This window comes from Helicobacter rappini (genome assembly GCF_900198625.1).
Classification (GTDB): Bacteria; Campylobacterota; Campylobacteria; order Campylobacterales; family Helicobacteraceae; genus Helicobacter_A; species Helicobacter_A rappini.
The window spans coordinates 22331-46667 of the sequence record NZ_FZPK01000021.1 but is presented as its reverse complement, the minus strand read 5'-3'; the positions used below and the strand labels follow the sequence as shown (position 1 = coordinate 46667).

Here is a 24337-nt window from a genome sequence, read left to right as displayed (position 1 = left end):
AGATTCCCATTTTCATAGTAGCCTTTTGCAATACCTTGCAATATATCTTTTTTGTATGGCATTTCATACTGGAGTTTTCCGCTTTCATAATATCCTTTACTCATGCCTTGTTTCTTATTATTTTTAAATGGTATTTCCATTTTTAGATTCCCATTTTTATAATAAGATCGTGCAATGCCGTGCAACTCACCAATGTTGTATGGCATTTCAGATTCTAAATTTCCATTTTCATCATAATATTTTACAATGCCATGCACTATATTATCTTTAAATGGAATTTCCATTTCTACATTCCCATTCTCATAATATGCTTTTTCAACATAAATTTCTGCCATGATTATCCTTTGCAATAAAATAGCTTTGGTTATATCACACTTTTAAGATTCCAATTAAGATAGCACAAAGATACCTCGGCAGGCTGGGGGATAGCCCTCTATTGTTTGTGTGGGGGTGAGATAGTCGCCTAAGCTTTTTTTGTCTATGAAGTCTGTGCTTCTTTGCTCTGTGTTATCTGTGTATGAATAGCTTAGAATCTCACATGATTTAAACCCTGCGTGTAAGGCTAGATTCTGCAAGGCTTGTGGGCTGAATATGTAGAATACATTTGGCATTTTCGCATAAGTGGGATAGGGGCAAAGGCAGGTTGCATTGCTATCTTGCAATATGAGTGTTTCAAGCAATAAGATTCCATTTGGGGCTAAAATGCTTTTTAGTTGTTTTAGTGTCTGCAAGGGCTCTTTTCTGTGATATAGCACACCTAAGCATAGAATCAAGTCATATTTTGCATTAAGCATAATTACATCTTGCACACCTAAAAGGCGAAAAGCACAATGTGAAATATTTGTGAGTTTGTGGATAAAGTAGAATTGTAGAAAAAATATCGCAATGGGATCAATGCCGCTAATGTGCTTTACCCCTCGTAGTGCTAAGTCAAACATATAATAGCCATTATTGCAACCTACATCAAGCACGACTTTATCTTTGAGGTTATAGCCTATTATGTCTAGGGCTTGTAGGATAAGCTTCATTTTCTTATTACTCTGCCATTCAGAATCAATGAAAAATTGCGTATTATTCTCTGCACCATATAAGCAAAAAGGACCTTTTCTCCATGGCTTTAAGTCTAGGGCTAAATCTTGCAAGGTTTGAAATTCATTAGATGAAATGTTGTGAAAATACAGGCTAAGGGCTTCTTTTGTGTGGTTTGTGGAGTTTTGGTTGTGGTTTTTAGATTCTAGATTCTTAGATGTTTCGCTACGCTCAATATGACAAGTTGTTTTAGATTCTAAATTCTCACTATTTTGCACCCCTAAACCCCGCAGCCCACCCTGATTTGGTGTAGATTCTAGATTCTTATCCAAATGGGCGGGTGCAGAGTGTAAGGGTGCAAACTTTATAGAATCTAGAATCTTATTATTACTTGAATCATAGAGTAAGCTATTGTTATCACATAATCTTGAAATGCTATAACTTGCTTTTGTCTCTAGCGTGAGTAATTTATATAGAATCTCACTATATGGCTTTAGTGCGTTTAGCTCTCTTTCACTCCATGTTGAGAGTATAGGATCTTTTTTACATAAATCTTTCAAATTAGAATCTCTTGCTGCTAAATCTTTTTTCAAAATCACTTCTTTTTAATTTAATCTCTATATTTGTATGCCATGTGCGCTAAATAGATCTGGTGGCTGGGTGATAGCATGGATTGTTTTTTGGTCTTGCCTTTTGCTTTGTCTTGGCAAGTCGGCATTCTTTTCAAACGCTTTTTTTGAGATTCCATAAATGACTGCTAGGTGGTATGAAGTCTTGGTTAGAATCTGTGTGAGATGATTTATATGTGCGTAGGGAATGGTGATATTTTTTTGCGTTGTTCTTGGCAGCTTTATGCCTTTTGCATAGCATGATAGCATTTTTAGATGTCTTGCTTCTACCTTTAAGTATTCCATTAAGACATTAGAATCGCGACTTTTTCGCAATGATTCAAAGATAATGTGGGCGTTATTCTGTATTTCAGTGTCATAGCCCAAATCTCTTTCTTGCAGACTAGGACATGCAAAAAGACTAGGATTTGTGCAAAAGAGCAGAATCTTATCTTTCACACTAGAGCTAAGTCTCTCATTAGAATCAAGATAGCAATAACCTAGCTCTTCTACATGTAGCCCCTTAATGCCTATATCACCTTGCATATATTTTGGCAATCTAGGATTAAAGGGTTTAATCTCTTTTCCTGATACAATGCGTGTAGTCTTTGATTCCCTTGCGTATAAACCGCCCATAGATTCTATATAGGATTGCCAATACTCTTGCTTTAAAAATGAAAAAGTCGCCATAAGGCTTTCTACAAATGGAAGTAAAATATAGGGCAAGGAAAGCTTATAGACTGCATTCTCCCAAATAACCTTGCTTTCAAAAAGCGTATAGCTAATCACGCTACAATGCTTATGATAGCGTCTTGGAATCTCTTTTTCTAAATCATGCTGTGAAAAGATACTTCTACTTCTCTCTACTCTCTGCCTTGCATACTGCACAGAATAGCAAGTGTGAATTTGTAGGTTTTCTAAGGCTTGAATGCTTGTTAATAGAATCTTGCAAAAAGGCAGAGTATTTTCATCTTTACTCTTATCTTGGTCTTTGTATAGTTTAAATATCTCTTCTAGGCAGTCTTGCAGGGTTATGCTATGCAATATTGATAAGCCTATTTGCAAACTTTTAGCTAGAGATATTTCAATGGGTGTAAGCATAACGAGCGTATATTTAGATTCCAAAAGAAAATAGCGCACAAATCTCCGCATGCTCTGGTCAATACTTCGCACTTTAATCCATGCTATCTCTGTATCATCACTGCATACCATATCGCCCTCAAAAACGATACCATACGCACCATTTGCTATTGCCCTCTTTATATCATCTGGATTCAATGCAAAAAAAAGCGTCCCACTCACTACTTTTTTCACATTATAAGTAACCCCACTAAAAGCACTAATAAAAGGCGTATTCACTAACTCCCCATATAAAATATCAAGTGCTTTTTCTAATCTCATTGTTTTTCTTTATAGAATCTAATAAACTTTAAAATAGCTTAATAATAACATAGATTTTGCAAAAACTGCCAAAAAATTGCGGTAGAAGCGTTACAAAATGCTATTTTTTACATAATCTTCAAAAGTTTTGCTGATATAATCGGCAGTCGTTTTTGCTTCTTGTAATGTCATATTTTGATGGCATGGTATAGATAACTCTTTTTTGTAAAAAGATTCTGCATTTGGTAGCTTTGGACTCCCTAAATGTTTATAGCTTGTAAAATTATAAATAGGCTTATAATGCACTTGCACGCCGATATTATATGTAGCTAGTGTGTTTGCAATCTCTTCTTTTTTTGTAGCTAGAGAATCTTCTAATAAAAGCGGATAAAGATGATATGTGCTTTTTACACATTCTTTAATATGCAGTGTTTTGCAATAGGGATTATCTTTAAAGTAGCTATCATAAAAAAGTGCGATTTCTTTTCGTTTTGCAAGAAAAGATTCTAATCTTTTTAGTTGAGAGATTCCAAGACTAGCACTTATCTCATGCAGTCTAAAATTAAATCCAAGCGTTATGCAATCATGATTATAGGGTGTATGCTTTATAATGCCATGACTGCATACAAGAGAGGCGATTTCAGCAAAAAAGTCATCATTGCTTACCAATGCCCCGCCCTCACAAGTAGTAAAAGGCTTTACCGCATGAAAGCTAAATATACTCATATCCGCTAGACTGCCCACTTTAACATTATCATAACTTGCCCCAAAAGCATGACTAGAATCTGAAATCCATATTAAATTATGCGTTTTTGCAAACTCACTAAAAGCTTTCATATCCACACTATTACCTGCATAATCCACAGAACAGACTGCAATAGTATCTTCACGGAGTAAAGATTCTAAATTCGATAAGTCTAAGTTACCATTACTATCAATATCTGCAAAAATAGGCGTAATATTGTTTGCTAACATCATATTTGTAGTAGCGACAAAGCTTATTGGCGTTGTGATAATGCTAAATGAATGATTATTAGCTGCATAGTCTAAGTTTGGTGCATTTTTGAATCTAGAGTTATATTTCTTATTTATGACATATTCTTTTAAGGCGTAAAATGCGGCATATAATGCTGAGGTAGCGGAATTAAAACTTATAGCATGTTTTATGCCGATATATGCGGCAATATCGCTTTCAAACTGCTTTGTATAAGCCCCTTGTGTTAGGTGTGTGGAGCAAAGCGCATTTAGCACTGCTTCTTTATCATCATCATTAATTGATTGTGTGCTATAAGGAATAAAATTTTCTAACATTGCTAAAACCTTTTAAAAACAAGTTATAATCTCAAGTTATAAACATGGAAATATATCATAAATTAAGGAATAATATGATAAGCATTTGGTGTGATTTTATAGAAAGAAGTTTTTTGCAAAATGAGTTTAAAACGCTTGTGAGAGAGGGCAAAATACAAGGGGCAACAAGCAATCCTAGCATTTTCGCACAGGCACTAAAGAGTGAAAGCTACAAAGAGAGTATCAATGAGCTAAAACAACAAGGCAAAGAACCAAAAGAGATATATGAAAGTCTTGCCATAGAAGATATTAAAACTGCGAGTGAGATTCTCATGCCACTTTTTTTAGAGAATCCACAAAATGGATTAATAAGCATTGAAATCGATCCATTTTTATCCAATGATATAAACGCAAGTATTGATGAGGGTGTGCGACTTTGGCATGAGATAAACGCAAAAAATGTAATGATTAAAGTCCCAGCAACACAAAGCGGATACACCATAATGGAGCATTTAATGTTGCGGGGCATTAATGTGAATGCAACTTTAGTTTTTACAAAGGAGCAAAGCAGACGAGTATTACAAGCATTTCAAAAGGCAAACACACAAGCACAAGGTGTAATCAGCGTATTTGTATCAAGGTTTGATAGGGTAATTGATCCGCAACTAAAAGATGAAAAATTATGCGGAAAATATGGCATCGCCAATGCTATTGCAATTTATAAAGACTTTCTAAGCCAAAAGCCACAGCAAAATTATAGAATCTTATTTGCTAGCACAGGTGTCAAAGAGAAAAATGCGATATATAATGACGAGGGCTATTATGTTTATCCACTTGCTTTTGAAAATTGTGTCAATACGCTCCCTTTACCTACACTCCATGCCTTACAAATGCAGAATCTAAAAGCTCCAAGCATGCAGCAAATCGCTTCATTTGATGATTTAGAAATCGCTGCAAGCCTAGAAGAGATGGATATTAATCTCGTGGCTATTGAAGAACAACTGCTGCAAGATGGACTAAAAAGCTTTGAGCAAAGCTTTGAGTTAATGCTAGATTCACTTGCGTGATACTGCAAATAACTTCGTAATTTAAAATGCACCTTTGTGGTTTATATCTTAATTTAAGCAGTTAATATAATCCATTCTCACATTCATGCAATAATAAGACATCATACACTGCACCTATTGTAGAGACTTGATAGGATTGTAATTTCTATATTTCATGCTTTGCTTGTGGTGCAGATTCTATAGATTCTATAAAATTGCGTGGATATAGAATCTGTGGAGTTAAAATTTCTTCATTCACGCGCTAAACTTTGTGCTTATGTAAATAGATTTTGATTTATTTCATATATATGTTCTGTAAAAATACAAAGCGTTTTTTATCTAAGATACATACAAAAATATATCTGTGAAATACAAAAGATTCCCACTTTTAAAGTGGGAATGGAATTTTAATAATGTAAGGTTGTAAGACTGAACAAATAGGTTGAAACAAAAGGGCTTATGCCCTTAAAACACTGGGCAATGTAAGAATAAGCCCTATAAAAACATTAAAGGATATAGAAATATCCTAATAAAAACACTAGATTATGTAAAAACAATCTAATAAAACATTAGAAAATGTAAGAATAACCTACATTAATCACATGTGTATTCATTAGTATTTCGCTTTTATCATTCTTAGTCTTTGAGCTATATCCAGCTGATAGGGCTTGGATTTTTGCACCGATTTCTACTTTATGAGATCCTGCAAAAGTTGCTGCGATACCTACATTGATAGGGATATTGAATCCATTGTAGTTCATATCGCCAAGAAACATATCAATCGCTGCTTTTTGACCTGTAACACCAGTGATACCATAGCCAAGTCCAAAGCCTACATACGCACCAAGTGTAAAGCTATCTGTATTTAAGAAATTCACCATTACATCAGCGTTTAATGTAATATTTTGGAATGATATACTTACATCTTTCACGCCTTCTCCAAATTTTGAGCCTTTTCCAAACACTCTACTGCCATTAAAGTCATAGCCTAGATAACCTCTCACACCCACTATTGGCATAAAGAAGTATTGATAACCAGCTTTTAAGCCAACATTAAATGAAGTAGCCGATTTATCAATTCCCCTGTCTTTGTAGGTTTGATTGCTCTCCGCTTTACCTTTCTCATCATACATTCCCACACCAAAGAGTGAAACACCGCCATGCACACCTACAAATAGACCGCTTTTCTCTCCACCCTCATCTGCTAAGGCAGTATTGCTAAGCCCTACTGCAAGTAATGTGCTTGCAGCTATTATACTAAGAGTTTTTCTCATTGTTTATCCTTTAAAATAATTTAAATTTCCTTTAACTTTGATAAAAAGCTCAAAGGATTTAAGATTTTAATAAAAACAAACAAATCGCAAACTACAAAAAAAAAAAAACGATTTTTCTGCATTTCAATAGAAAAAATGTAACATTTTTATGGGATTTAACGATATTTTTACATAAAATGAGATGAAATCTTGTTTTATTTTTAAGCTTTATTTAAGTATTGTAGAAGTTAAGATTCTCTGCCTTATGATTGGAATGCATGGCTTGTGGCACAAAAAATAGTAAGAAATTAGTTTTCTTGTCATTTTGAACCATAGGTGAAAAATCTTTTTGTTAGATTCTGTATTAGATATTTTCGCTATGCTCAATATGACAATTTTTAGATTCTAAATATTATACTTTGGAATCATCAGTAAAATATGCATTTAATAATATGAACTCTTACAAAAATCGTATCACAACTTACTATGACTAGAGAGTGTAGAAACAAAACCATAATTAAGATTTCAGCATGAAAGATTCTAGCCCTACATTAAAAGCCATATTAAATCTATCTTTATGCCAAGCAGACATGTTAATCTAAAAGTAGAATCTTTAGGATAAATATAACAATTAATCTAGTCCCTCTATCTCTGTATCCGTGCATAAGAATGCACTTTTTGTTTTTAGATTTGAATTTGAACGCAAACATGCGCGTAAAAATACATCAGCTTCTTCAAGGCTAGAAAAAATCGTAATAGTTTCTGTAAAAGTCATAACTTCATAAAGGTTTGTAAAAATCCCCATTTTTTCCATGAAAGTTTCAAACCCGCTTACATTGTTTTTTAAACTTCTCTCATCTTTGTCAAGTTTATTAATCGTAATTTTATAGAGATGAAACTCATGGATAATGCCCCTTTCTGTGCGCGCATCAAACTTGCTGCCGGGCTCTGGCAAAATCATATTTGTGCCATAAAATTCATTCGCACTTGCAACAAGTTCTTCAGGTTTCACCACCGAAAAAACCATAGGCAAATCAACCAAAAAATCAGCTTTTTTCTGACTCATACATCACTCCTGCATAATTATCAAATATTGACTATCCATCTGCAATTATATGCAATAAAATAAAATGTTTGCAATATTTTTCCTATTTTTATAATCAAAACATTTTGAAAGTTAGCATTGTATCATATTGTATTAAAAATACACTATTTGGGAATAAATTTTGCTTCTACTTTAGCGATATTTACAAATTATAAGGGGTGCTTTATGGTCGCTGATATGAATGTTTCTGGGATAAGCCAATCTCAAGCAACGCCCACAGATAGTCCAAAGCAAAAAGCAGATACAGATACCACAACACTCTCATTTTCTGAAGCACTTGCAAGTAAAGAGCAAAAAGATTCTACAAAGATAAAAGACTCAAAAGAAACAAAAGAGAGTGAAAAAAAGACAGATAAAAAAGACATGAAAGAATCTAAAGAAGCAAAAGATTCTAAAGACTCTAAAAATGTAGCTAAAGAAAGTGAGCCAAATCCACTCACAACAAAGCCAAATAAAAAGCAAGATGAGGCAACACTTGCTAAAGCTTTGAAAGAGAGTAAAGAAGAAGATAAAGATACTGAATCTAGCGAAGAAATAGACGCACAAGGGATAGACCTGCAAGACAAGCTAAAAGAAGCAAAAGAGGGCAAAACAGATAAAATGGAATCTAGCCCCAAAGATTCTAAAATCGCAAAAAAAGAAGATTCTATAAAAGCTAAAGATAAAAAAGATAATGCGAATAAGCTAGATGTTGCAGCAGAATCTTTGCAGCAAAATGGTGAAAATGTAGCTGAAGTAGATGAAGAGATAAGCACTAAAAAAGATGAAGTAAAACCAGCAGATTCTAAAGCAAAAAATGTAGCACAAGAAAAAGAATCTCAACTAAAAAGTCTCAATGATGTAAAAAAGGAAGCACAAGCAAGAAATCTCAATCTACAAAAAATGGAGATTATAGAAAATGGTAAGAAAAATCCCATAAATCCGCAAGATTTAATGGATAGAAGTCTGCTTGAGGGCAATAAAGAACGACTTGCATTTTCCTTGCAGGATAAAGGACAGGCAATAAGCACTTCACTTGCTAAAACAAACATGCAGGACATGGGAGAACAAGCAAAAAAAGATGCACTATTAGCAGAGCTATTAAATCGATATGACGCAAATGCCAATGCTAAACGAAAAGCACAAAATGAAATGGAAAAATTGCAGTTTAAAATCGGTGATGGCGATAAATCTATGGTGATTGAACGCACACATATTCAACCAAAAAATATTACAGAATCTAAAGTCCGCAATGAGATTATGGAGCAAGAGTTTTTAGAAGAATTGCAGGGTATTACAGGTGATGAAGACTTAGCAGATATACTTGAAGTCAATCGTGCAAAAATCACCGCACACATAGCACAGCAAAGCGGAAAAATTGCTAATGGCAAAGATTCTGTTATGATACAAAAAACCTATCAAGGCTGGGCGCAACAAGGGCAGTTTTTAGACCCAAAAGAAATCAAAGATTCTAAAAATGTAGCCTTTGAAATGGATGTGCAAAAGCCTTTTGATGCTTTATTTGCAGAGAATCTAAAGACAGATTCTAAAGCAAAAGAAGCAGAAGTTATAAGCAAAATGGATAAAAAGGTTGAAGAAGCACCAAAAGAAAAAGTCGATGCAAAACAGGAAGTGGGTTCTGTGCATACAAAGCAAGAAGTGAATATGAAAAATGCGATGGCAAGGGAAGCTATGAAGCATTTTGCAAGTCAGTTTAAAGAAGAGATTCTAAACTATAAACCGCCTATTACACGCATTAATCTAGAGCTTAATCCCGCAAATCTAGGGCAAGTGGCGATGACTATTTCTAAGAAGGGCAAAGACCTACAAGTAAGCATTACTTCAAATGCGAATGTGATGACAATGTTTGTGCAAAACGCACAAGAATTGCGACAAAACCTTATGCAAATAGGCTTTAATAATCTTGATTTGAATTTTAGCACACATGATGGAGGTGGCAGTAATGCTGGACAAAATGACTCTAAAGACCAAAAGGAAAATAACCTTAAACTTCAAAGCATTGAAGAAGCCGAAGCCCAAACCCAACTTGGCAATATCCCACAATCACTTGAGATTGCATTACCGCAATATGCGTGATGAGAGATTGTTGAGTAATCTTTAGAATCTTGTTTAGATTTGACGCAGGATTATATACAGCAAAAAAATATACAAGACATGCAGAAGATTTGAACCGCTTTAATCTCTGCTAATCTCAAAGTCATGCCATTAAGTTTTAGACCTACATAATCCACAGCACAATCTCTTATAAAATAAAATTACAAAGTTTTTCTTTGCTTAAAATGATAAATATGAGAATCTAAACTATAATTCTATATTCTAAACAAAGGAAAGCTATGAAAAAATCACAATTAAAAAAAGAACTCACATTAAGACAACTTGTAGCAGATGATGTAGAAGAGTTTAATGAGCTTTTGCGATATGCCTTTCAAGTAACAGAAAAGGATCTTTTGACATTTGGCTGGAATAATGCCGCTATTAAGCAGTCAAAATACCCTGTGTTAAAAAATGCCTATGTGCTTGGCTGGTTTAATAAAGACAAACTAGTCTCTCAAATCGCACTTTATCCTATGCAAATAAACATTTATAATAGCATTTTTGAGATGGGTGGTATAACAGGCGTTGCGACTTATCCGGAGTATTCTGGCATTGGTCTTATGGCAGATTTAATGAAAGAGATTCTATCAACTATGCGGAAAAATAAGCAAAGTATATCCTGCCTATATCCTTACTCAATCCCCTATTATCGCTCTCGTGGCTGGGAGATTGTAAGTGATAAAATGACTTTTAGCATGAAAGATCACCAAACGCCAAAAGTCCCAAAAGTCGATGGAATCATACAAAGGGTAGATTGTGATAATAAGGATTTAATCGCCCTGCACGATGAGTTTGCAAAACAAACGCATGGTTGTCTTATCCGCAATAAACTCGCATGGGATGAGTATTGGCGGTGGGATGTCGATGATGAGGTGATCGCAATCTATTATGATAGCAATGACAAGCCCACAGGCTACATTGTGTATCTGCTAGAAAATGATGTGTTTAAAATCAAAGAGTTAGTCTATCTCAATGAAGAAGCCCATTATGGAATCTGGGGTTATATAAACGCCCATCAATCTATGTTTGATAAGGTAAAAGGAGCAAATTATAGCAATCATAACCTTGCATTCCTGCTAGAAGATGGACATATAAAAGAGACTACACAGCCCTATATCATGGCAAGAATCGTTGATGTTATGCAGTTTTTATCACAATATCCTTTTGATTCTATCAATATGAATGTTATGCTTTGCTTTATTGTGAGTGATCCTTTGCTTGAGTGGAATAATAAGCAATTTATCGTGCAGTTTAGCCCAAATGTAAAGCAAGTAAAGGTTATAGAAAGAGAGACTAACTCTAGCCTTGAAGACTTAGGGGATTCTATCTATACGCTACATATTAATATCCAAACACTCACAACCATGCTTATGGGATATAAGCGACCGCTATATTTACGACAGATTAATAGGCTTGATGCAGACGACATAACAATTGATATTTTAGAAGAGATTATCCCGGAGGGGAAAGCGTATTTTAGTGATTATTTCTAATTGCTTGGATGCAATATATAGATTTTTGAGACTAGATTCCATGTTTTTATATACTTGCCTTAACATGCGATGTTCTCTACAATAATGATTATTTTGAAATTAACGATTATTTTGTATTATTACAAGATTATTTGGTAAGAATATTTCAAATGATTTGCAAGGATAGGGCATGTTAGATCCAAAGTTTGAGAAATTACTCCATTCATTAAAACAAGCACGAGATATTGATGATTTAGCAAAAATATCTATGAAAAATATAGATTCAGAAGATTATAGTGAGCCACAATTTGCTAATAACGCACAAGCCCAAAGTGCTTTCATGCAAGTCGCCCCAAGTCTTTTATCCGCAAATTTTTTATACTTAGCACAAGAGATAGAATCTGTTGTAAAAGGGGGGTGCGATCTCTTACATATTGATGTAATGGATGGGCATTTTGTGCCAAATATGACACTTGGACCTTGCGTATTAGAGGGGATTAAGGACATAAGTGAGATCCCGCTAGATATACATTTTATGGTTGAAGATGCAGACTTTTTTGTTGATTTATACGCGTCTTTAGCACCAAAATATATGAGTGTGCATATTGAGAGTGAAAAGCATTTGCACAGACTTATACAAAAAATTAGATCTTATGGAATCTCACCTGCTATCGCTCTCAATCCACACACACCACTTGATGGATTGAAATATATTCTTACTGATATTGATATGGTGCTTATCATGAGTGTGAATCCGGGCTTTGGCGGACAGCAGTTTATCCCAAATATGATAGAAAAAATAGCCGATTTAAAAGATATGATTCTAATGCGTAATCCGCAATGCCTTATAGAAGTTGATGGCGGTATCAATGATACAAATATCCATGCCCTAAAAAATGTCGGTGTTGATATAGCTGTCGCTGGTAATTATATCTTTAAGCAAAAGGACAGAAAGTTGGCTATACAGAAACTAAAGGTGTAAATTTATGACAAGGCATGTAAGCCATGTGGTCTTTATTTGAGGTGCAAAACCCAGTCTTATTGGATTACCTTTAACACCATAAATGAGATTAGAATTCAAATTGCATTGACTATGCCTTAGCTGTAACGCCCTAACTCTTTCTCTAAAGATTCTATAAAAGCGTTTTTATACGGGGCATTTTCAGGTAAAGATTCTTTCATTAACGCAAGGTTTGCTAGATAATCATTCATTTGTAGCATACCCTTTGTAAGCTCGAATTTTAAAAATAACCAGTAGGTATTTAACACATCGCTTTGGCAATAGAAATCAACTTTTGCTAAATCATTCTCTTGAAAAATTAGCTCATGCACTTGCGAACCACTCACTTCATATTTTCCCATAATACCTGCCATCTTGCAAAGGGCATCAAGGCTAAGCGTTCTTGTCGCACCATAATTACCCAATGTATCATAGAGGTCAAGATGGAATCTCTCGCTATATCTTTGACGATAATTTTCCCATTTATTTTTCCCAAATTGCTGATTATCAGTTTCATAATATCCTGATAGATTGACATTATATTTTAATGATCTAATGCCAATAAGTGGCATATCATAACCCCTGCCATTAAAGCTTATGAGTCGTGGATTTTGCTTGTTTAAAAAGCTGCTAAACTCTTGCAATAATCTTTCTTCTCTATTCTCCAAAGGCACATCTTTTGCAAAATGCCCCACTTTGATAAAGTTACCAAAATCATCTGCTAACACACTTGCAATAGATACAATCTTATGAAAACTAAGCGGTAAAAACTCACTCCCGCTACTCTCTTTTTGTGCTGCAAATGCCTGTTTGCATATCTCCATAGCATCGCCTTCATAATGATAAATCTCTTGCAATAGCTCGACATCTGGCACACTCTCAATATCAAAAACACAAATCATTATAGAATCCTTTTGTTATATTAAACTGATATTGTATTGCTTAGATATTAAGTTTTAAATTACATGTATGTGAAATGTGATGAAAATGGGCTTTAAGATAAAATTACACATAGCAAAGATTCTATACTTTATATTTATCGTTTGTAACTGAGGGTGTTTTCACAACTGCGGTAATGCAATCACTCAAGGCTAAAAAGTCGCTAGACTCATTTGGCTCTATTACGATAATATCACCTTGCTTGTATTCCTTGCCCCTCATGCGAACGCTTCCCGTTACAATCACGGTGATTTCTGTGGCAATTTTGTGAGTATGGCGCTCTTCATAATCACCTTCTTTGTAATATTTGATACCTACTTCAAAATCTTTAGTTTGAATGACTGATGGGGTAAAATCACCCACAAACCAACCCCGTATCATAGAATCTAAACTATAAAGCTGCATATTATCCCTTTGGCATGTCAAGATATGCACGCAATTCTTTCATTAAAAAAGTTTCATTGCTCTTTTCCCATTCTATAATATCCACACCCTCTAGTAAGACAGAATCTATCTGCAAAGAAAACTCGATTAAAGTAGTATTTTCACAAACAAAGATGTTTCTTGCTTTAAAATTTAATGCCTTGCAACCATCAAAAATGCCCTGCATTGCTTTTAAACACGCTTCCTTCCCCTGAATCCCATTTACTGCATTCTTTTTAATCTCTGGATCGCATAGTGTGAAATCTGTGCATAGCATATTAGAAATCGCATTTATATCCTTTGTGCCAAAGGCTTTTATGTAGTCTTGTGTTAATTGCTTAAGCATTGTGTATCCTTTCAAATTCTGTAATCTTAGCAGGACTATAAAAAGTATGATATTGTTCTGCTGGTATGTTATAAACGGCAATTTTTTGATTTTTTAAAATCATTTCATTAAGACAAGGGGCAATATAATATTTTTCTTCATGTGCTATTTCTTTATAAATCATGCTTTGTGTAGATTCTACAAAATATCTTCCGTGTTTAAAATAGAAAAATCCTGCTATGGCATTTTTACTTAATGGCACTTTTTCAGCAACTTGCACGACAAAACCATCATTATCCAAACACGCATAAGCGTAGCGTGGATGAATGGAGGGAAATGTAATAACACCTGCATCAAAATCTGCAAAATATTTTAGAATCTTAGATAAATCACAATCTAAAATTTGATCTGCATTGCATATAATAAGCCCATTATCATTATTAATGTATTCAATCGCAAATAACGCACTACATGCCATACCCGCAGTATCATTTTTTAGCACGATAAATTCTGTATTTGGACTTAATAGCTTGATTGTTTTATCTAAATGATATTTATTCACATACATTTCACGCAACACAAAGATAAATCGTGCGTTAGGAATTAAAGCAAGATTCTCTAAGCAATGCTCTATCATAGTCTTACCGCAAATCTCAATAAGTGGTTTAGGGAAAATATTGACACTTTCATCAAAAAACATACTTTTTCCTGCCAAAGGTATAAGCACATTAATCATTTGCATTCCTTTCAAAACGATCTATATGTGATTGAATATTGTCTAGATTCACATCTAAAACGCTTTGGACTATCATCACATTTGCCCCTGTAGCTTTAGCTGCTTTAATGCCGTGATCATTATCTTCTATTATCATCACTTCGTCTGGTTTAAGCTGAAGTCGTCCTATTGCCTTATTATAGATTTCTGGGTCTGGCTTTGGCTTTTTTACATCTTGGTTTGAGAGATAGAAATCAAGGTATTGTAAAAGAGCTGATTTTTGCATCATGGTTTCAATGGTTGCTTGTATTGAGTTTGAGCATACGGCAAGTTTGTAGCCCGCTGATTTTAGCTTTGAGAGAGCGTATTCATGGATAAAAGTTGGCTTACAAGAGGTATAGACAATCTGCATGGTATAGAGTTGCTTCATTTGATTGATAAAATTATGAAGTCCTTGTGGTAGATTTCTCTCCATAGATAGCATTTCTAACTTTTTCTTTGTTGGCAATCCATCGAAAGTAACTAAATGGTCATAACGGCTAATTTGCATGCCAAACAGCCCTAATGCCTTATTTAACGCTTCATAATGCCAATCTTTTGCTTCAATCAACACTCCGTCCATATCAAAAATAACCGCTCTTATCTTAGCCATGAAAAAACTCCTTTGCTGCTTGTGTATAATCCGTGCAAAGCATGATTTTATTATGCAATTTATGCTTATTTATAATGTATCTATACTCGTCCCATTCACGCCAAAAATCTCGCTTATGTAAATCTGGTGATACAATGCAAATTTGCTTATTTTTATCCAAATGTTTAAGAATTATTTCTTCACTAATCCAATGATTACAAAACTCATCAAGCCATACACCTTTTGCTTTATCATACAATGCAGGTATTTTTTCATATTCACTCTGCCTTGTGAATACATTCATATCATGCTTTATGTAGCTAAGCATATCTGGCAAGGACATATCAAAGACAAAATAATTATTAATGCCATATTGTTGCAACGCCTTTTTTAGTGGCACACAAAGCCCATCTGCTTTGATATTTAGGGCAAGTGTGAGATTATTACCATGTTTTTGATATGTTTGCAAAAAAGTCTCAAAAGATTCTGCATTAGAATCTGCCATATCATGCGAAATCACTAAATCCAAACAATAATCTCTAATATCTGTCTCAACACCATAACCCAAACTAAAACTTTCATGAAAATTTTGCAAACTATTACCAGATTTATGTGCCTTTATGTTAGATTCTATGTTTCTTTTTATTGCGTTATTTTCATTATGAGAAAATGCGTTTTTTCTTTCTATGTCTGTTTTTATGTTAGATTTCACATTAGATTCTATAACTGCATTTGCCTTTATATAATGGTTCAAACCCCTATGTGCTAAGATAATCATCGCCTCTATTCTCTCTTTATAAACTCATGCCGCAATTTACAAAAAAAAAAAAACGATTTGCAAATATTTTGATTTTTTTTATGGTTATTATTTTTTTGGGTTGCAATCGCTTATTTTTACATAAAATAAGCGATTGCATAAAGTGCCTAAGTTTTTAAAATATTAATACGAAGAAAGAAATGTTTGTATATTAGAGTAAATGTGCAATTCATGCCTATGTTTTGATAAATTTAGGAATTTTTAGATTCTTTCTGTTTAAGCCACAACAAGAATCTATCTTAGCTGTATCGTATGTGTATTATTCTTAGCGCTTTTCAATGTGTATTGATAGATACCATCGAGTTCTATGCTTACGCGGTAGAGATTGCTTTTTGCATTTACGCCAACTTTTGCATAATACTTTTCACCTGTGCCGATATTGCCATCATAGGCTGCACCTTTATCGCGGCTAAAATCTACTACAATAGTCGTAGGATTTGCAAGTAAAAAGTGTCGTAAGATTCTATGCTTTGGTGAGCTTATCACAAAGGTTTTGCCCTCCATGTAAAACTCAAAATCATTCAAGCTAAAATATCGCTTGGAAATATTTCTTATAGCCTCTTGCTGTGTAATTTTAATGGGATAATGCCAATCGATTGTTTTATCTACTTTTAGCTGTTTGCTCTCAGTCGTGCCATCAAGATTTTGAAAAGTGAGTGTAACACTTTTTAGCTCCCTTGCATTACTTGGAAGCTGCACGCTTTCTGTCGTTAAATGCTTTTTACCTTTATTATTTTGCTGTGCTTGAAAATCCCTTTGATTTGCATTAATCATAAATGGATTTTGACTAGCATACAAAATCATACAAGAAAACACACTTATCCCAAAAATAGCAATAATTTTAGCAAATTTCATTTATATTCCTTTTTGACTTTATAGTCAATGTAGCAAAAAAAATTCCATGCCTAATTTTAAAGCTTTAGTTTCGCATGGAATCTTTGCTCTAATATGTCTAGAATCTTTTGCAAACTCTCTTGCATTTGAGATTCTGTAAGTGTGTCGTGCATAGATTGAAAGATGAAGCGAATGCTTAAGGCTATATTATCATCATTTTCATGATATATATCAAGTGGTAAAATCTCTTTTATATCATGCAATGATGCCTTTTCAAGCTCTGATTTTATCGCGCTAAAGCTTACATTTTTATCAAGTAAAAGCGTTAAATCTCTCTTATTTGCCTGATATTTTGAAAACTCTTTTGCAAGTTTATCATCTTGTTGTTGTGCGAGTAGTAAGGCAAAATCGATTTCACAAAAATATACATTTCCTAAATCATACATTTCTGCAATATTTGGGTGTAATTTTGACATTACGCCGATAATCACGCCATTTTGTAGCATATTTGCACTTTGATATGGGTGGATAAGCCTTGATTTTTGAAACTTACTTGCTGTATTAATACACTCAAAATTACCGATAATCTCACTCACATTTTGTGCGAAGTTAAAAAAGTCAAGCCCTATTCCCTTAGGGTTTGGATAGCTTGGCGTTTTTAGATAATCACTCATTGCAAAGGCAAGATTCTGTCTCGCATTTCTATCTTTATCATACACATATCCAATCTCAAAAAGTCGTATGCCCTCATATCCATAGCGTTTATTCTTTGATAGACTCTCTAAAATATGCGGGATAAGTGAGGGGCGTAATGTGTCAAGCTCACTTGTAATAGGATTTAAAAGCTTTTTATCTTCATTTAAAGGCTCAAAACCTAAACTCTCTAGCTTTTTAGAATCATCAAATACATAATGCACACATTCAATGTAGCCATGTGCTAGTGCTTTTGTGCGTAGCTTCTTTGTCTTTTGGTGCGTGATGTAGGCTTGTGTGGTTTGTGGTATTTGCTCTATAATATGCTTTTTTGGCTGTATATTATCAACACCATATAGACGCAGCACTTCTTCAGCAATATCTTGCTTACTTTTAATGTCATTTCTAAAAGCTGGTGGCTGGGCGATGAAGAAATTTTCATCGCAAGTGGCTTGGATTCTAAAATTTAATCGCTTGAGTAAAAGGGCTATTTCTTCTTTTTCTATTGTGTTTCCAATGCAGTCTGAAATGTATTCAAAAGTCATTTGTATATTTGTTGGAGGATAAGCTCTAAGTATTTCTTGCACACCGGAATAAAGATTTGAATTAAGAGATTCTAAACTCTTACACATAAAATTCATACCTAATTCTAAATCTGGATTACTACCCCTAACAGAGCGGTGTAATACTTCATGTGTTAGCTTTGTCTTATCCATGCCATAGGTATTATTAGCAATTAATACGGAATCTATAAAGCTTGCCTCTAGTATAAAAGTGCGTGGATAATCATGCTTCTCTACTTCATAGAAAGTCGCACCAATACTTGTGAGTTTAGTGTGTCTTGTAGTCTCGTTTTCATGAAATTCTGCATAGACAGATTCCAAGCCATTTTCATCTGCTTTTATTAAAAGCTTTGCTTCTTTCCCATTATTTGAGACATTATTAGAATCCATAGGATATACATTAAATAGCACACCTGTCATATAAGTCGCATATTCAGCAAAGTTACTCATAGGACATTGCTTATATCTGCCATTTAGTCCAAGTGTTAGAGCAATGGCAAGTGGTGTATAGCCCTCTTTTATCTCAATGATTCTATATAAAAGTGAGGAATGCAAATCTCCATGCGGCACAACTTGTAAGAATCTGCCTACACCAAGTGCTATGCTTGGCTCATTTGCGACAATATTTTTAGGAATAAGATTAAACACACTTGCAATATCTCTTGCTACACCTAGCACAGATAGACAATCCCCCCTATTTGGTGTAATGCCTAACTCTAGCACACTTTGGTGAAATATTGAGTAAGTATAAAGCTCCTTGCCTAGCACAAGCTCACCAATGCTAGAATCAAGCTCTAAGATTCCATCATTTAATTTTGGCAATCCAAGCTCTGTGCTAGAACAAAGCATACCAAAGCTATCAACGCCCCTTATCTCACTTTTTGTAATAATAGTGCTACCATCTTTACCAAAAGGAAGGACTGAATCTATAAGCGCTAAAGCTACATACTGCCCTGCATACACATTCTTCGCACCGCATACAATCTGTAATACTTCAGTGCCAATATCCACTTCACATACACTTAGCTTATCAGCGTTCGGGTGTTGTGTCCTTTTCAATACCTTTGCTACGACAACATTTTGCGGGATTGTAGTCTCATATTCTCTCTCAACTTCTAAGCCTATGCTGCTTAACACTCGCACAAGATCTTTCCAATCGATTCCACCTAATTGAATAAAATGGCTTAAACTCTCACTTGTAACTATCATTAAAACTGCTCCAAGATTCTCAAATCTGTTTCATAAAAACTGCGTAAATCATTAATCCCCCATTTCAGCATAGCAAGCCGCTCAATCCCCATGCCAAAGGCATAACCACTCACATCTTCATAGCCCACCGCACGAAATACATTGTGATTTACCACACCACAACCAAGTATCTCTAAAAAGCCTGTATGCGAACATACCCTGCATCCTTCCCCTTTACAAAACATACAACTCACATCGACTTCAGCACTAGGCTCTGTGAAAGGAAAGAAAGATGAGCGAAATCTCACTTTCACATCACTCCCAAAGATATGCTTTACAAAATCTTCTAAAATATATCTTAAATGTGCAAAGCTTATATGATCCCCCTTTTCTACCACTAAACCTTCACATTGATGAAACATAGGCGAATGTGTCATATCATAATCTCGCCTAAAAGTAGCCCCCGTGCATATCATGCGAATTGGTGGCTTATTAGATTCCATTGTGCGTATTTGCGTAGGTGAAGTATGTGTCCTTAAAAGCATGGAATCTTTAAAATAGAATGTATCTTGCATATCTCTTGCGGGGTGATATTTTGGCAGGTTTAATGCTTCAAAGTTATGAAAATCATCTTCTATAAAAGGACCATCTTGCAGGGAAAAATTTAATCCTACAAAATAATCAATGATAATATCACGCATTTGATATACAGGGTGTCCATTACTTGCAAAGTTAGCTTTTTTAAAGAGGCTTGTATCAATCTTTTCACTTTTTAGTTTTTGTTCTAAATCTTTTAGGCTAATCTCTTCTTTTTTAATATGAAAGATGTTTTCAAACTCTTTTTTAAGCGTGTTTAATTCTGCTGCTACTTCTTTTTTCTCAATGCCTTGAAGTGTGCCAAGCTTACTGAATGCTTGTGTAATATAGCCTTTTTTACCACTCATTTCAATGCGTAAAGATTCTAGAATCTCTTTATTATCTGCTTGTGTTATTTTTGCAAGCGTGTCTTTTATACATTGTTTTAATTCCAACATGCAAAGCCCTTAGTGTTTCTTTGGTTTTTATCTTGTAATATTTTCCGTGAAAGCTTTATTCTATCTAAAGAAAATGGATTTTTGCTACAAAGTATGTATTTTTTGCTAGAATGATACATTCAAAATACAACTATGGCAAATAAAACTAGAAAAGGATATAGCATGGCAGAAAAAGGCATTTTTGAAAAAATCGTTGATAGAGAACTCCCTGCAAATATTGTGCTAGAAGATGATGAGTTTATGGCATTTCATGATATTGCCCCAAAAGCCCCGATACATGTGCTTATTATCCCAAAAAAATGGGTAAAAGATTTTAATGGCGTTACACCGAATCTTATGGGAAATATGAGTGCATTTATCCTGCGTGTAGTAGATACTCTTGGTGTGCGTGAAAGTGGCTATCGATTAATAACTAATATCGGGAGTGATGGCGGACAAGAGGTCCCGCACCTGCATTTTCACCTACTTGCAAAACGCAAACTAGAACCACATTTTGGGTGAGTTGATAAAAGCTTGGTTGCCAATGATTATTAAGTATAATAAAACATTTTGAATCTTAGATTCCAAAAGAGAAACTTGGTTATTTTAAAGGTTCAAAATGACAAGAATCTAGATTCCCACATTTTCACATAAAGGATCAATATGAGACATTACAAAATCACAGCAAAGGGTAAGGTACAAGGTGTAGGGTTTAGAAACTTTACGAAAGCCTATGCAGATTCTAAAGGGTATAAAGGTAGTGTGCAAAACCTTGCTAACGGGCATGTAGAAATATTTGTCAGCCTTGAAGATTTAGGTGATTTTCTAGCAGCATTGCAAAAGGGTAATGGCAGAATGAAAGCGAGTTCTTTTGAGATAGAACACCTTGACTCACTTGATTCAATGGAGTTTTCAAGCTTTGAGGTATTACCTTAATGAATCTTTTTTTATCGCTTTTTGATATTGTTACTTACATACTTTTTGTATTCGCATTATCTCATTATCTTGCGACTACGCTTCAATGGTATAATTACAGCTTTTTGCGTATCCTTACAAAACATCATAAAGGTATATGGCATATCTATTATTTTGTTGTGCCGCTTGTTATGTATGCGGGGCTATCGATGTTTTATCATGGTATGCTTTTTTATGGATATTTTTATTTGATGTATTTGCCCCTGCTTTTTTTGTGGTATAAAAGCCTTGATAAAAAGCTTGTATGGACACAAAGGGTTAAGCGATTATTTGCATTTATATTGCTTTTTACTATCCTTAGTGTGTGCTTGTGTGTGTTTGTTTTTCATACACATATATATGCTTTAGTGCCGCTTATTTTGGGCTTTTTATGTGCGAATATGTGTGAGAGTTTGCTCTTTAGAATCTATGCGAAAAAAGCACATAATAAATTGCAACAATTACAGAATCTAAAGATTATTGCAATTACTGGAAGCTATGGCAAAACAAGTATAAAAAACTTTATCGCTCAAATCTTGCAACAGCAATTTAGCGTTTATGCAACGCCACGCAGTGTGAATACCTATAAGGGCTTAGTCGCAGATATTAATCAAAATATTAATGCTACACATGAGATTTATATAGCAGAGGCAGGGGCTAGGCAAGTCGGGGATATTAAAGAGATTGCAGAGTTACTGCAGCATCATTATGCAGTGATAGGCAAGATAGGACACGCACATATTGAGTATTTTAAAAATATTGAGACAACGACAAAAACAAAGTTTGAACTGCTATATTCAACAAGGCTTACACATGCGTTTGTGCAAAAAGATAATAGCTATGCAAATGTCCTGCCACCGCAGTTTGAAGCAAATATGAAAAAGATTGTAGCCTATCCACCAAAGCTTAAAGATATAGAATCTACACTTGAAAAGACTTCATTTAGCTTAGAGCTAGATTCTGTTTTTGTGCCATTTACATGCAAGATATTAGGGCGGTTTAATATCGATAATATCGCAGTGGCAATCATGATTGCAAAAACGCTAGGCATGGATATAAACGCTTTGCAAAAGGCGGTAGCAAAACTCACACCTATCCCGCATAGATTGCAACGCATAGACACAGCACAAAAGGTTATCATTGATGATAGTTTTAATGGGAATCTTGAGGGTATGAGTGAGGCTATCCGCCTTGCTTCACTTCATAATGGTAGAAAAATCATCGTAACGCCGGGTTTAGTCGAGCATGATGAAGCAAGTAATATAGAATTAGCACAAAAAATAGATAAAGTGTTTGATATAGCAATTATCACAGGGGATTTAAACGCAAAAATCCTTGATACACACATAACAACACCGCAAAAAATCATACTCAAAGACAAAACAAAACTAGAAGAGATTCTAGCCGAGAGTGGCAAACAAAATGATTTAGTGTTGTTTGCAAATGATGCACCAAACTATATTTAAATAGGGTTATGTGTGATGAGATAGCATTTGGTTTATGTTTCGTCAAATTGTAAATCACGGCTTAATACCATGCGACTAACCCATAGGCTACTTGTTTTCACTATTTGTATATGTGATTGATAGAATCAATTACATGCCAAAGTTTAGATTCTGAAGTTATATTTCTTATCGCCAATAAAGAGCTATATTAACGCACAAACGCCTTACATTACGGATTTTTAAACTTTATTAATGTGTGTATGTTTATGCAATTTTTAGACCCATTAAGTATCAAAACGACATGTCGATTTTTTCAAATATTTGATACATAAAAAATACAAAAAGTAATGTATTTTTGCTTGCATTGTCTTAATTTGTATAGGGTATCTATAGTGTAATCAGGATGGCTTAGGCATTATAAAACATCACTTAGTAATGCAATGCTTCGTAAAGTTCAAAGATTATATGTTTGTGCTATATGCTGTATTTCACTTAACGCTGACCTACAAGGCTAATATTCTCTAGATTTACACTCAACATGTTTTTGTGAATTGTTAGGTAAAATCCAAACATACCAAGCAATCTGCAAAAACCATTGTAATGACCAGCATTAATCAATTTCAAAGACAAAGCTATATCATCAGCTAATATTTAGTAATATAGCTTAGAATCTACAATAGATTATCGCCAGATTCTATATATAATCTAATACATATCAAATAAAATACGGCAATATACAATAGCTACTTTAAATTCTCATTTCTTAAGTTATGCTTTATTAAAAGTTTATCATATTCGCCACTTTCTTTAAGCTCTTTTATTGCTTCATTGATTTTAGCGAGTAATTCTGCATGTTTGCCTTTATCAAATGCGATAGATAGTCCCTCGCTGCCATCTTTTTCATGATAGAATCCAATGAGTTCTTCATTTTCTTTAAGATAGCCTTGTGCGGTTGCATAATCGGCTAATGCCACATCGACTTTGCCCGATTTAAGGTTTAGTATCGCACCTAAAATGCTTTCACTCATTACCACTTTAATGTTGTATTCATCTTTCATTTTCTGTGCGGCTTGCTCTTGCACCGTGCCAAGAAATACGCCGACTTTCTTACCCTTAATAGAATCTTTATCGACTATATCAGCACTATCCTTTCGCTTTATATACAAAGTCTCACCCTCGTAGTAAGGAATGCTAAAATCTACTTGCTTCATACGCTCTTGTGTCGCACTCATACTTGAGATAATCATATCGATTTTACATGCCTTTAATGCGGGTATAAGACCATCAAAGCTCATGTGATTTAGCGTATAGTTAAAGCCTACTTTCTTGCTCACTGCATCAAGCATGTCTATATCAAAGCCTATTATTTTTGCGTCCTGTTTGTATTCAAATGGCGGATACTCTGCATTTAAGCCAACTCTTAATTCCTTATCATTTCCACCACATACCTCTTCTTTGCTACATGCGACAAAAAATAACGCAAAACTAACACATAATAACGACAAAATTTTCTTCATAAA

The 24337-nt window shown here is 34.4% G+C and carries 23 protein-coding genes; 7 read left to right on the top strand and 16 right to left on the bottom strand.

From position 1 onward, the window contains the following. The 4 genes from C6H17_RS05610 to C6H17_RS05595 form a co-directional block, all read right to left on the bottom strand. On the bottom strand, positions 1-335 hold a 335-nt coding region (locus C6H17_RS05610; protein ID WP_199768862.1), incomplete at its 3' end, for a toxin-antitoxin system YwqK family antitoxin. Between the two features lie 54 nt (positions 336-389). Continuing rightward, entirely contained in the window at positions 390-1628 is a 1239-nt protein-coding gene (cmoB, locus tag C6H17_RS05605) for a tRNA 5-methoxyuridine(34)/uridine 5-oxyacetic acid(34) synthase CmoB (protein WP_223808307.1), read from the bottom strand. An 18-nt stretch (positions 1629-1646) separates the two neighbouring features. Further along, positions 1647-3038: a hypothetical protein gene (locus C6H17_RS05600; RefSeq protein ID WP_005217433.1), complete on the bottom strand. Its 1392-nt coding sequence runs from the start codon at positions 3036-3038 to the stop codon at positions 1647-1649. Between the two features lie 90 nt (positions 3039-3128). Then, positions 3129-4328 carry a DegT/DnrJ/EryC1/StrS family aminotransferase gene (locus C6H17_RS05595; RefSeq protein WP_005217430.1) on the bottom strand — a complete coding sequence of 400 codons (1200 nt, stop codon included), beginning with the start codon at positions 4326-4328 and terminating at the stop codon, positions 3129-3131. A gap of 74 nt (positions 4329-4402) precedes the next feature. Here C6H17_RS05595 and C6H17_RS05590 point away from each other — a divergent pair, with 74 nt between their 5' ends. Beyond that, positions 4403-5374: a transaldolase gene (locus tag C6H17_RS05590; protein ID WP_005217429.1), complete on the top strand. Its 972-nt coding sequence runs from the start codon at positions 4403-4405 to the stop codon at positions 5372-5374. Between the two features lie 548 nt (positions 5375-5922). On the opposite strand, the gene C6H17_RS05585 is transcribed toward C6H17_RS05590, so the two are convergent. Together C6H17_RS05585 and C6H17_RS05580 are read right to left on the bottom strand one after the other, a co-directional pair. Further along, positions 5923-6627, bottom strand: coding sequence for an outer membrane beta-barrel protein (locus C6H17_RS05585; RefSeq protein WP_104731372.1), 705 nt, complete (start codon positions 6625-6627; stop codon positions 5923-5925). A 610-nt stretch (positions 6628-7237) separates the two neighbouring features. Continuing rightward, positions 7238-7672 carry a hypothetical protein gene (locus tag C6H17_RS05580; protein ID WP_004085828.1) on the bottom strand — a complete coding sequence of 145 codons (435 nt, stop codon included), beginning with the start codon at positions 7670-7672 and terminating at the stop codon, positions 7238-7240. Positions 7673-7876: 204 nt separating this feature from the next. Between C6H17_RS05580 and C6H17_RS05575 the strand changes: the two genes are divergently transcribed. The 3 genes from C6H17_RS05575 (at position 7877) to rpe (ending at position 12259) form a co-directional block, all read left to right on the top strand. Further along, entirely contained in the window at positions 7877-9787 is a 1911-nt protein-coding gene (locus tag C6H17_RS05575) for a flagellar hook-length control protein FliK (protein WP_005217427.1), read from the top strand. 257 nt (positions 9788-10044) lie between these two features. Further along, a complete protein-coding gene (locus C6H17_RS05570) occupies positions 10045-11298 on the top strand; it encodes a GNAT family N-acetyltransferase (RefSeq protein WP_005217425.1) in 1254 nt (417 codons plus the stop codon). 319 nt (positions 11299-11617) lie between these two features. Next, positions 11618-12259 carry a ribulose-phosphate 3-epimerase gene (gene rpe / locus C6H17_RS05565; protein WP_005217423.1) on the top strand — a complete coding sequence of 214 codons (642 nt, stop codon included), beginning with the start codon at positions 11618-11620 and terminating at the stop codon, positions 12257-12259. A 116-nt stretch (positions 12260-12375) separates the two neighbouring features. Here rpe and C6H17_RS05560 read toward each other — a convergent pair whose 3' ends face one another. The 9 genes from C6H17_RS05560 to pheS form a co-directional block, all read right to left on the bottom strand. Beyond that, on the bottom strand, positions 12376-13179 hold the full coding sequence (locus C6H17_RS05560) for a 3'-5' exonuclease (protein WP_005217422.1): 804 nt from the start codon (positions 13177-13179) through the stop codon (positions 12376-12378). Between the two features lie 121 nt (positions 13180-13300). After that, positions 13301-13621 (bottom strand): hypothetical protein, encoded by a 321-nt coding sequence (locus C6H17_RS05555; RefSeq protein ID WP_005217420.1) that lies wholly within the window; start codon positions 13619-13621, stop codon positions 13301-13303. A 1-nt stretch (position 13622) separates the two neighbouring features. Beyond that, positions 13623-13985, bottom strand: a complete 363-nt coding sequence (locus tag C6H17_RS05550; RefSeq protein ID WP_005217418.1) for a nuclear transport factor 2 family protein — start codon at positions 13983-13985, stop codon at positions 13623-13625. Then, positions 13978-14700 (bottom strand): glycosyltransferase family 2 protein, encoded by a 723-nt coding sequence (locus C6H17_RS05545; protein ID WP_005217417.1) that lies wholly within the window; start codon positions 14698-14700, stop codon positions 13978-13980. Before C6H17_RS05545 ends, C6H17_RS05550 begins: the two co-directional genes overlap by 8 nt. Further along, positions 14693-15331, bottom strand: a complete 639-nt coding sequence (locus C6H17_RS05540; RefSeq protein WP_004085843.1) for an HAD family hydrolase — start codon at positions 15329-15331, stop codon at positions 14693-14695. The genes C6H17_RS05545 and C6H17_RS05540 overlap by 8 nt, the downstream gene beginning before the upstream one ends. After that, entirely contained in the window at positions 15324-16088 is a 765-nt protein-coding gene (locus C6H17_RS05535; protein WP_005217414.1) for a hypothetical protein, read from the bottom strand. Before C6H17_RS05535 ends, C6H17_RS05540 begins: the two co-directional genes overlap by 8 nt. Before the next feature lie 273 nt (positions 16089-16361). After that, positions 16362-16982 (bottom strand): AMIN domain-containing protein, encoded by a 621-nt coding sequence (locus C6H17_RS05530; protein WP_005217413.1) that lies wholly within the window; start codon positions 16980-16982, stop codon positions 16362-16364. Positions 16983-17038: 56 nt separating this feature from the next. Then, positions 17039-19426, bottom strand: a complete 2388-nt coding sequence (gene pheT / locus C6H17_RS05525; RefSeq protein WP_104731371.1) for a phenylalanine--tRNA ligase subunit beta — start codon at positions 19424-19426, stop codon at positions 17039-17041. Beyond that, the gene (pheS, locus tag C6H17_RS05520; RefSeq protein WP_020995386.1) at positions 19426-20439 is read right to left on the bottom strand and encodes a phenylalanine--tRNA ligase subunit alpha; all 1014 of its coding nucleotides are present in this window, start codon (positions 20437-20439) and stop codon (positions 19426-19428) included. The genes pheT and pheS overlap by 1 nt, the downstream gene beginning before the upstream one ends. Before the next feature lie 162 nt (positions 20440-20601). On the opposite strand from pheS, the gene C6H17_RS05515 reads away from it, so the two are divergent. The 3 genes from C6H17_RS05515 (at position 20602) to C6H17_RS05505 (ending at position 22838) form a co-directional block, all read left to right on the top strand. Then, complete coding sequence (locus tag C6H17_RS05515; RefSeq protein WP_020995385.1) at positions 20602-20940, top strand: histidine triad nucleotide-binding protein; 339 nt, start codon at positions 20602-20604, stop codon at positions 20938-20940. Between the two features lie 141 nt (positions 20941-21081). Then, complete coding sequence (locus C6H17_RS05510; RefSeq protein WP_005217405.1) at positions 21082-21354, top strand: acylphosphatase; 273 nt, start codon at positions 21082-21084, stop codon at positions 21352-21354. Further along, positions 21354-22838: a Mur ligase family protein gene (locus C6H17_RS05505; protein WP_005217402.1), complete on the top strand. Its 1485-nt coding sequence runs from the start codon at positions 21354-21356 to the stop codon at positions 22836-22838. The genes C6H17_RS05510 and C6H17_RS05505 overlap by 1 nt, the downstream gene beginning before the upstream one ends. A 722-nt stretch (positions 22839-23560) precedes the next feature. Here the strand turns inward: C6H17_RS05505 and C6H17_RS05500 are convergent. Continuing rightward, positions 23561-24334: a basic amino acid ABC transporter substrate-binding protein gene (locus C6H17_RS05500; protein ID WP_005217401.1), complete on the bottom strand. Its 774-nt coding sequence runs from the start codon at positions 24332-24334 to the stop codon at positions 23561-23563. Positions 24335-24337 lie beyond the last annotated feature (3 nt).

Bases quoted from the DNA above. Each gene is read 5' to 3' on its own strand.
- C6H17_RS05580 (WP_004085828.1), bottom strand. From the start codon at position 7,672: ATGAGTCAGAAAAAAGCTGATTTTTTGGTTGATTTGCCTATGGTTTTT.
- pheS (WP_020995386.1), bottom strand. From the start codon at position 20,439: ATGTTGGAATTAAAACAATGTATAAAAGACACGCTTGCAAAAATAACA.
- C6H17_RS05545 (WP_005217417.1), bottom strand. From the start codon at position 14,700: ATGATTAATGTGCTTATACCTTTGGCAGGAAAAAGTATGTTTTTTGAT.
- C6H17_RS05590 (WP_005217429.1), top strand. From the start codon at position 4,403: ATGATAAGCATTTGGTGTGATTTTATAGAAAGAAGTTTTTTGCAAAAT.
- C6H17_RS05600 (WP_005217433.1), bottom strand. From the start codon at position 3,038: ATGAGATTAGAAAAAGCACTTGATATTTTATATGGGGAGTTAGTGAAT.
- C6H17_RS05530 (WP_005217413.1), bottom strand. From the start codon at position 16,982: ATGAAATTTGCTAAAATTATTGCTATTTTTGGGATAAGTGTGTTTTCT.
- C6H17_RS05500 (WP_005217401.1), bottom strand. From the start codon at position 24,334: ATGAAGAAAATTTTGTCGTTATTATGTGTTAGTTTTGCGTTATTTTTT.
- C6H17_RS05540 (WP_004085843.1), bottom strand. From the start codon at position 15,331: ATGGCTAAGATAAGAGCGGTTATTTTTGATATGGACGGAGTGTTGATT.
- rpe (WP_005217423.1), top strand. From the start codon at position 11,618: ATGCAAGTCGCCCCAAGTCTTTTATCCGCAAATTTTTTATACTTAGCA.
- C6H17_RS05560 (WP_005217422.1), bottom strand. From the start codon at position 13,179: ATGATTTGTGTTTTTGATATTGAGAGTGTGCCAGATGTCGAGCTATTG.
- C6H17_RS05515 (WP_020995385.1), top strand. From the start codon at position 20,602: ATGGCAGAAAAAGGCATTTTTGAAAAAATCGTTGATAGAGAACTCCCT.
- C6H17_RS05595 (WP_005217430.1), bottom strand. From the start codon at position 4,328: ATGTTAGAAAATTTTATTCCTTATAGCACACAATCAATTAATGATGAT.
- C6H17_RS05575 (WP_005217427.1), top strand. From the start codon at position 7,877: ATGGTCGCTGATATGAATGTTTCTGGGATAAGCCAATCTCAAGCAACG.
- C6H17_RS05585 (WP_104731372.1), bottom strand. From the start codon at position 6,627: ATGAGAAAAACTCTTAGTATAATAGCTGCAAGCACATTACTTGCAGTA.
- C6H17_RS05505 (WP_005217402.1), top strand. From the start codon at position 21,354: ATGAATCTTTTTTTATCGCTTTTTGATATTGTTACTTACATACTTTTT.
- C6H17_RS05570 (WP_005217425.1), top strand. From the start codon at position 10,045: ATGAAAAAATCACAATTAAAAAAAGAACTCACATTAAGACAACTTGTA.
- pheT (WP_104731371.1), bottom strand. From the start codon at position 19,426: ATGATAGTTACAAGTGAGAGTTTAAGCCATTTTATTCAATTAGGTGGA.
- C6H17_RS05510 (WP_005217405.1), top strand. From the start codon at position 21,082: ATGAGACATTACAAAATCACAGCAAAGGGTAAGGTACAAGGTGTAGGG.
- C6H17_RS05550 (WP_005217418.1), bottom strand. From the start codon at position 13,985: ATGCTTAAGCAATTAACACAAGACTACATAAAAGCCTTTGGCACAAAG.
- C6H17_RS05535 (WP_005217414.1), bottom strand. From the start codon at position 16,088: ATGATTATCTTAGCACATAGGGGTTTGAACCATTATATAAAGGCAAAT.
- C6H17_RS05555 (WP_005217420.1), bottom strand. From the start codon at position 13,621: ATGCAGCTTTATAGTTTAGATTCTATGATACGGGGTTGGTTTGTGGGT.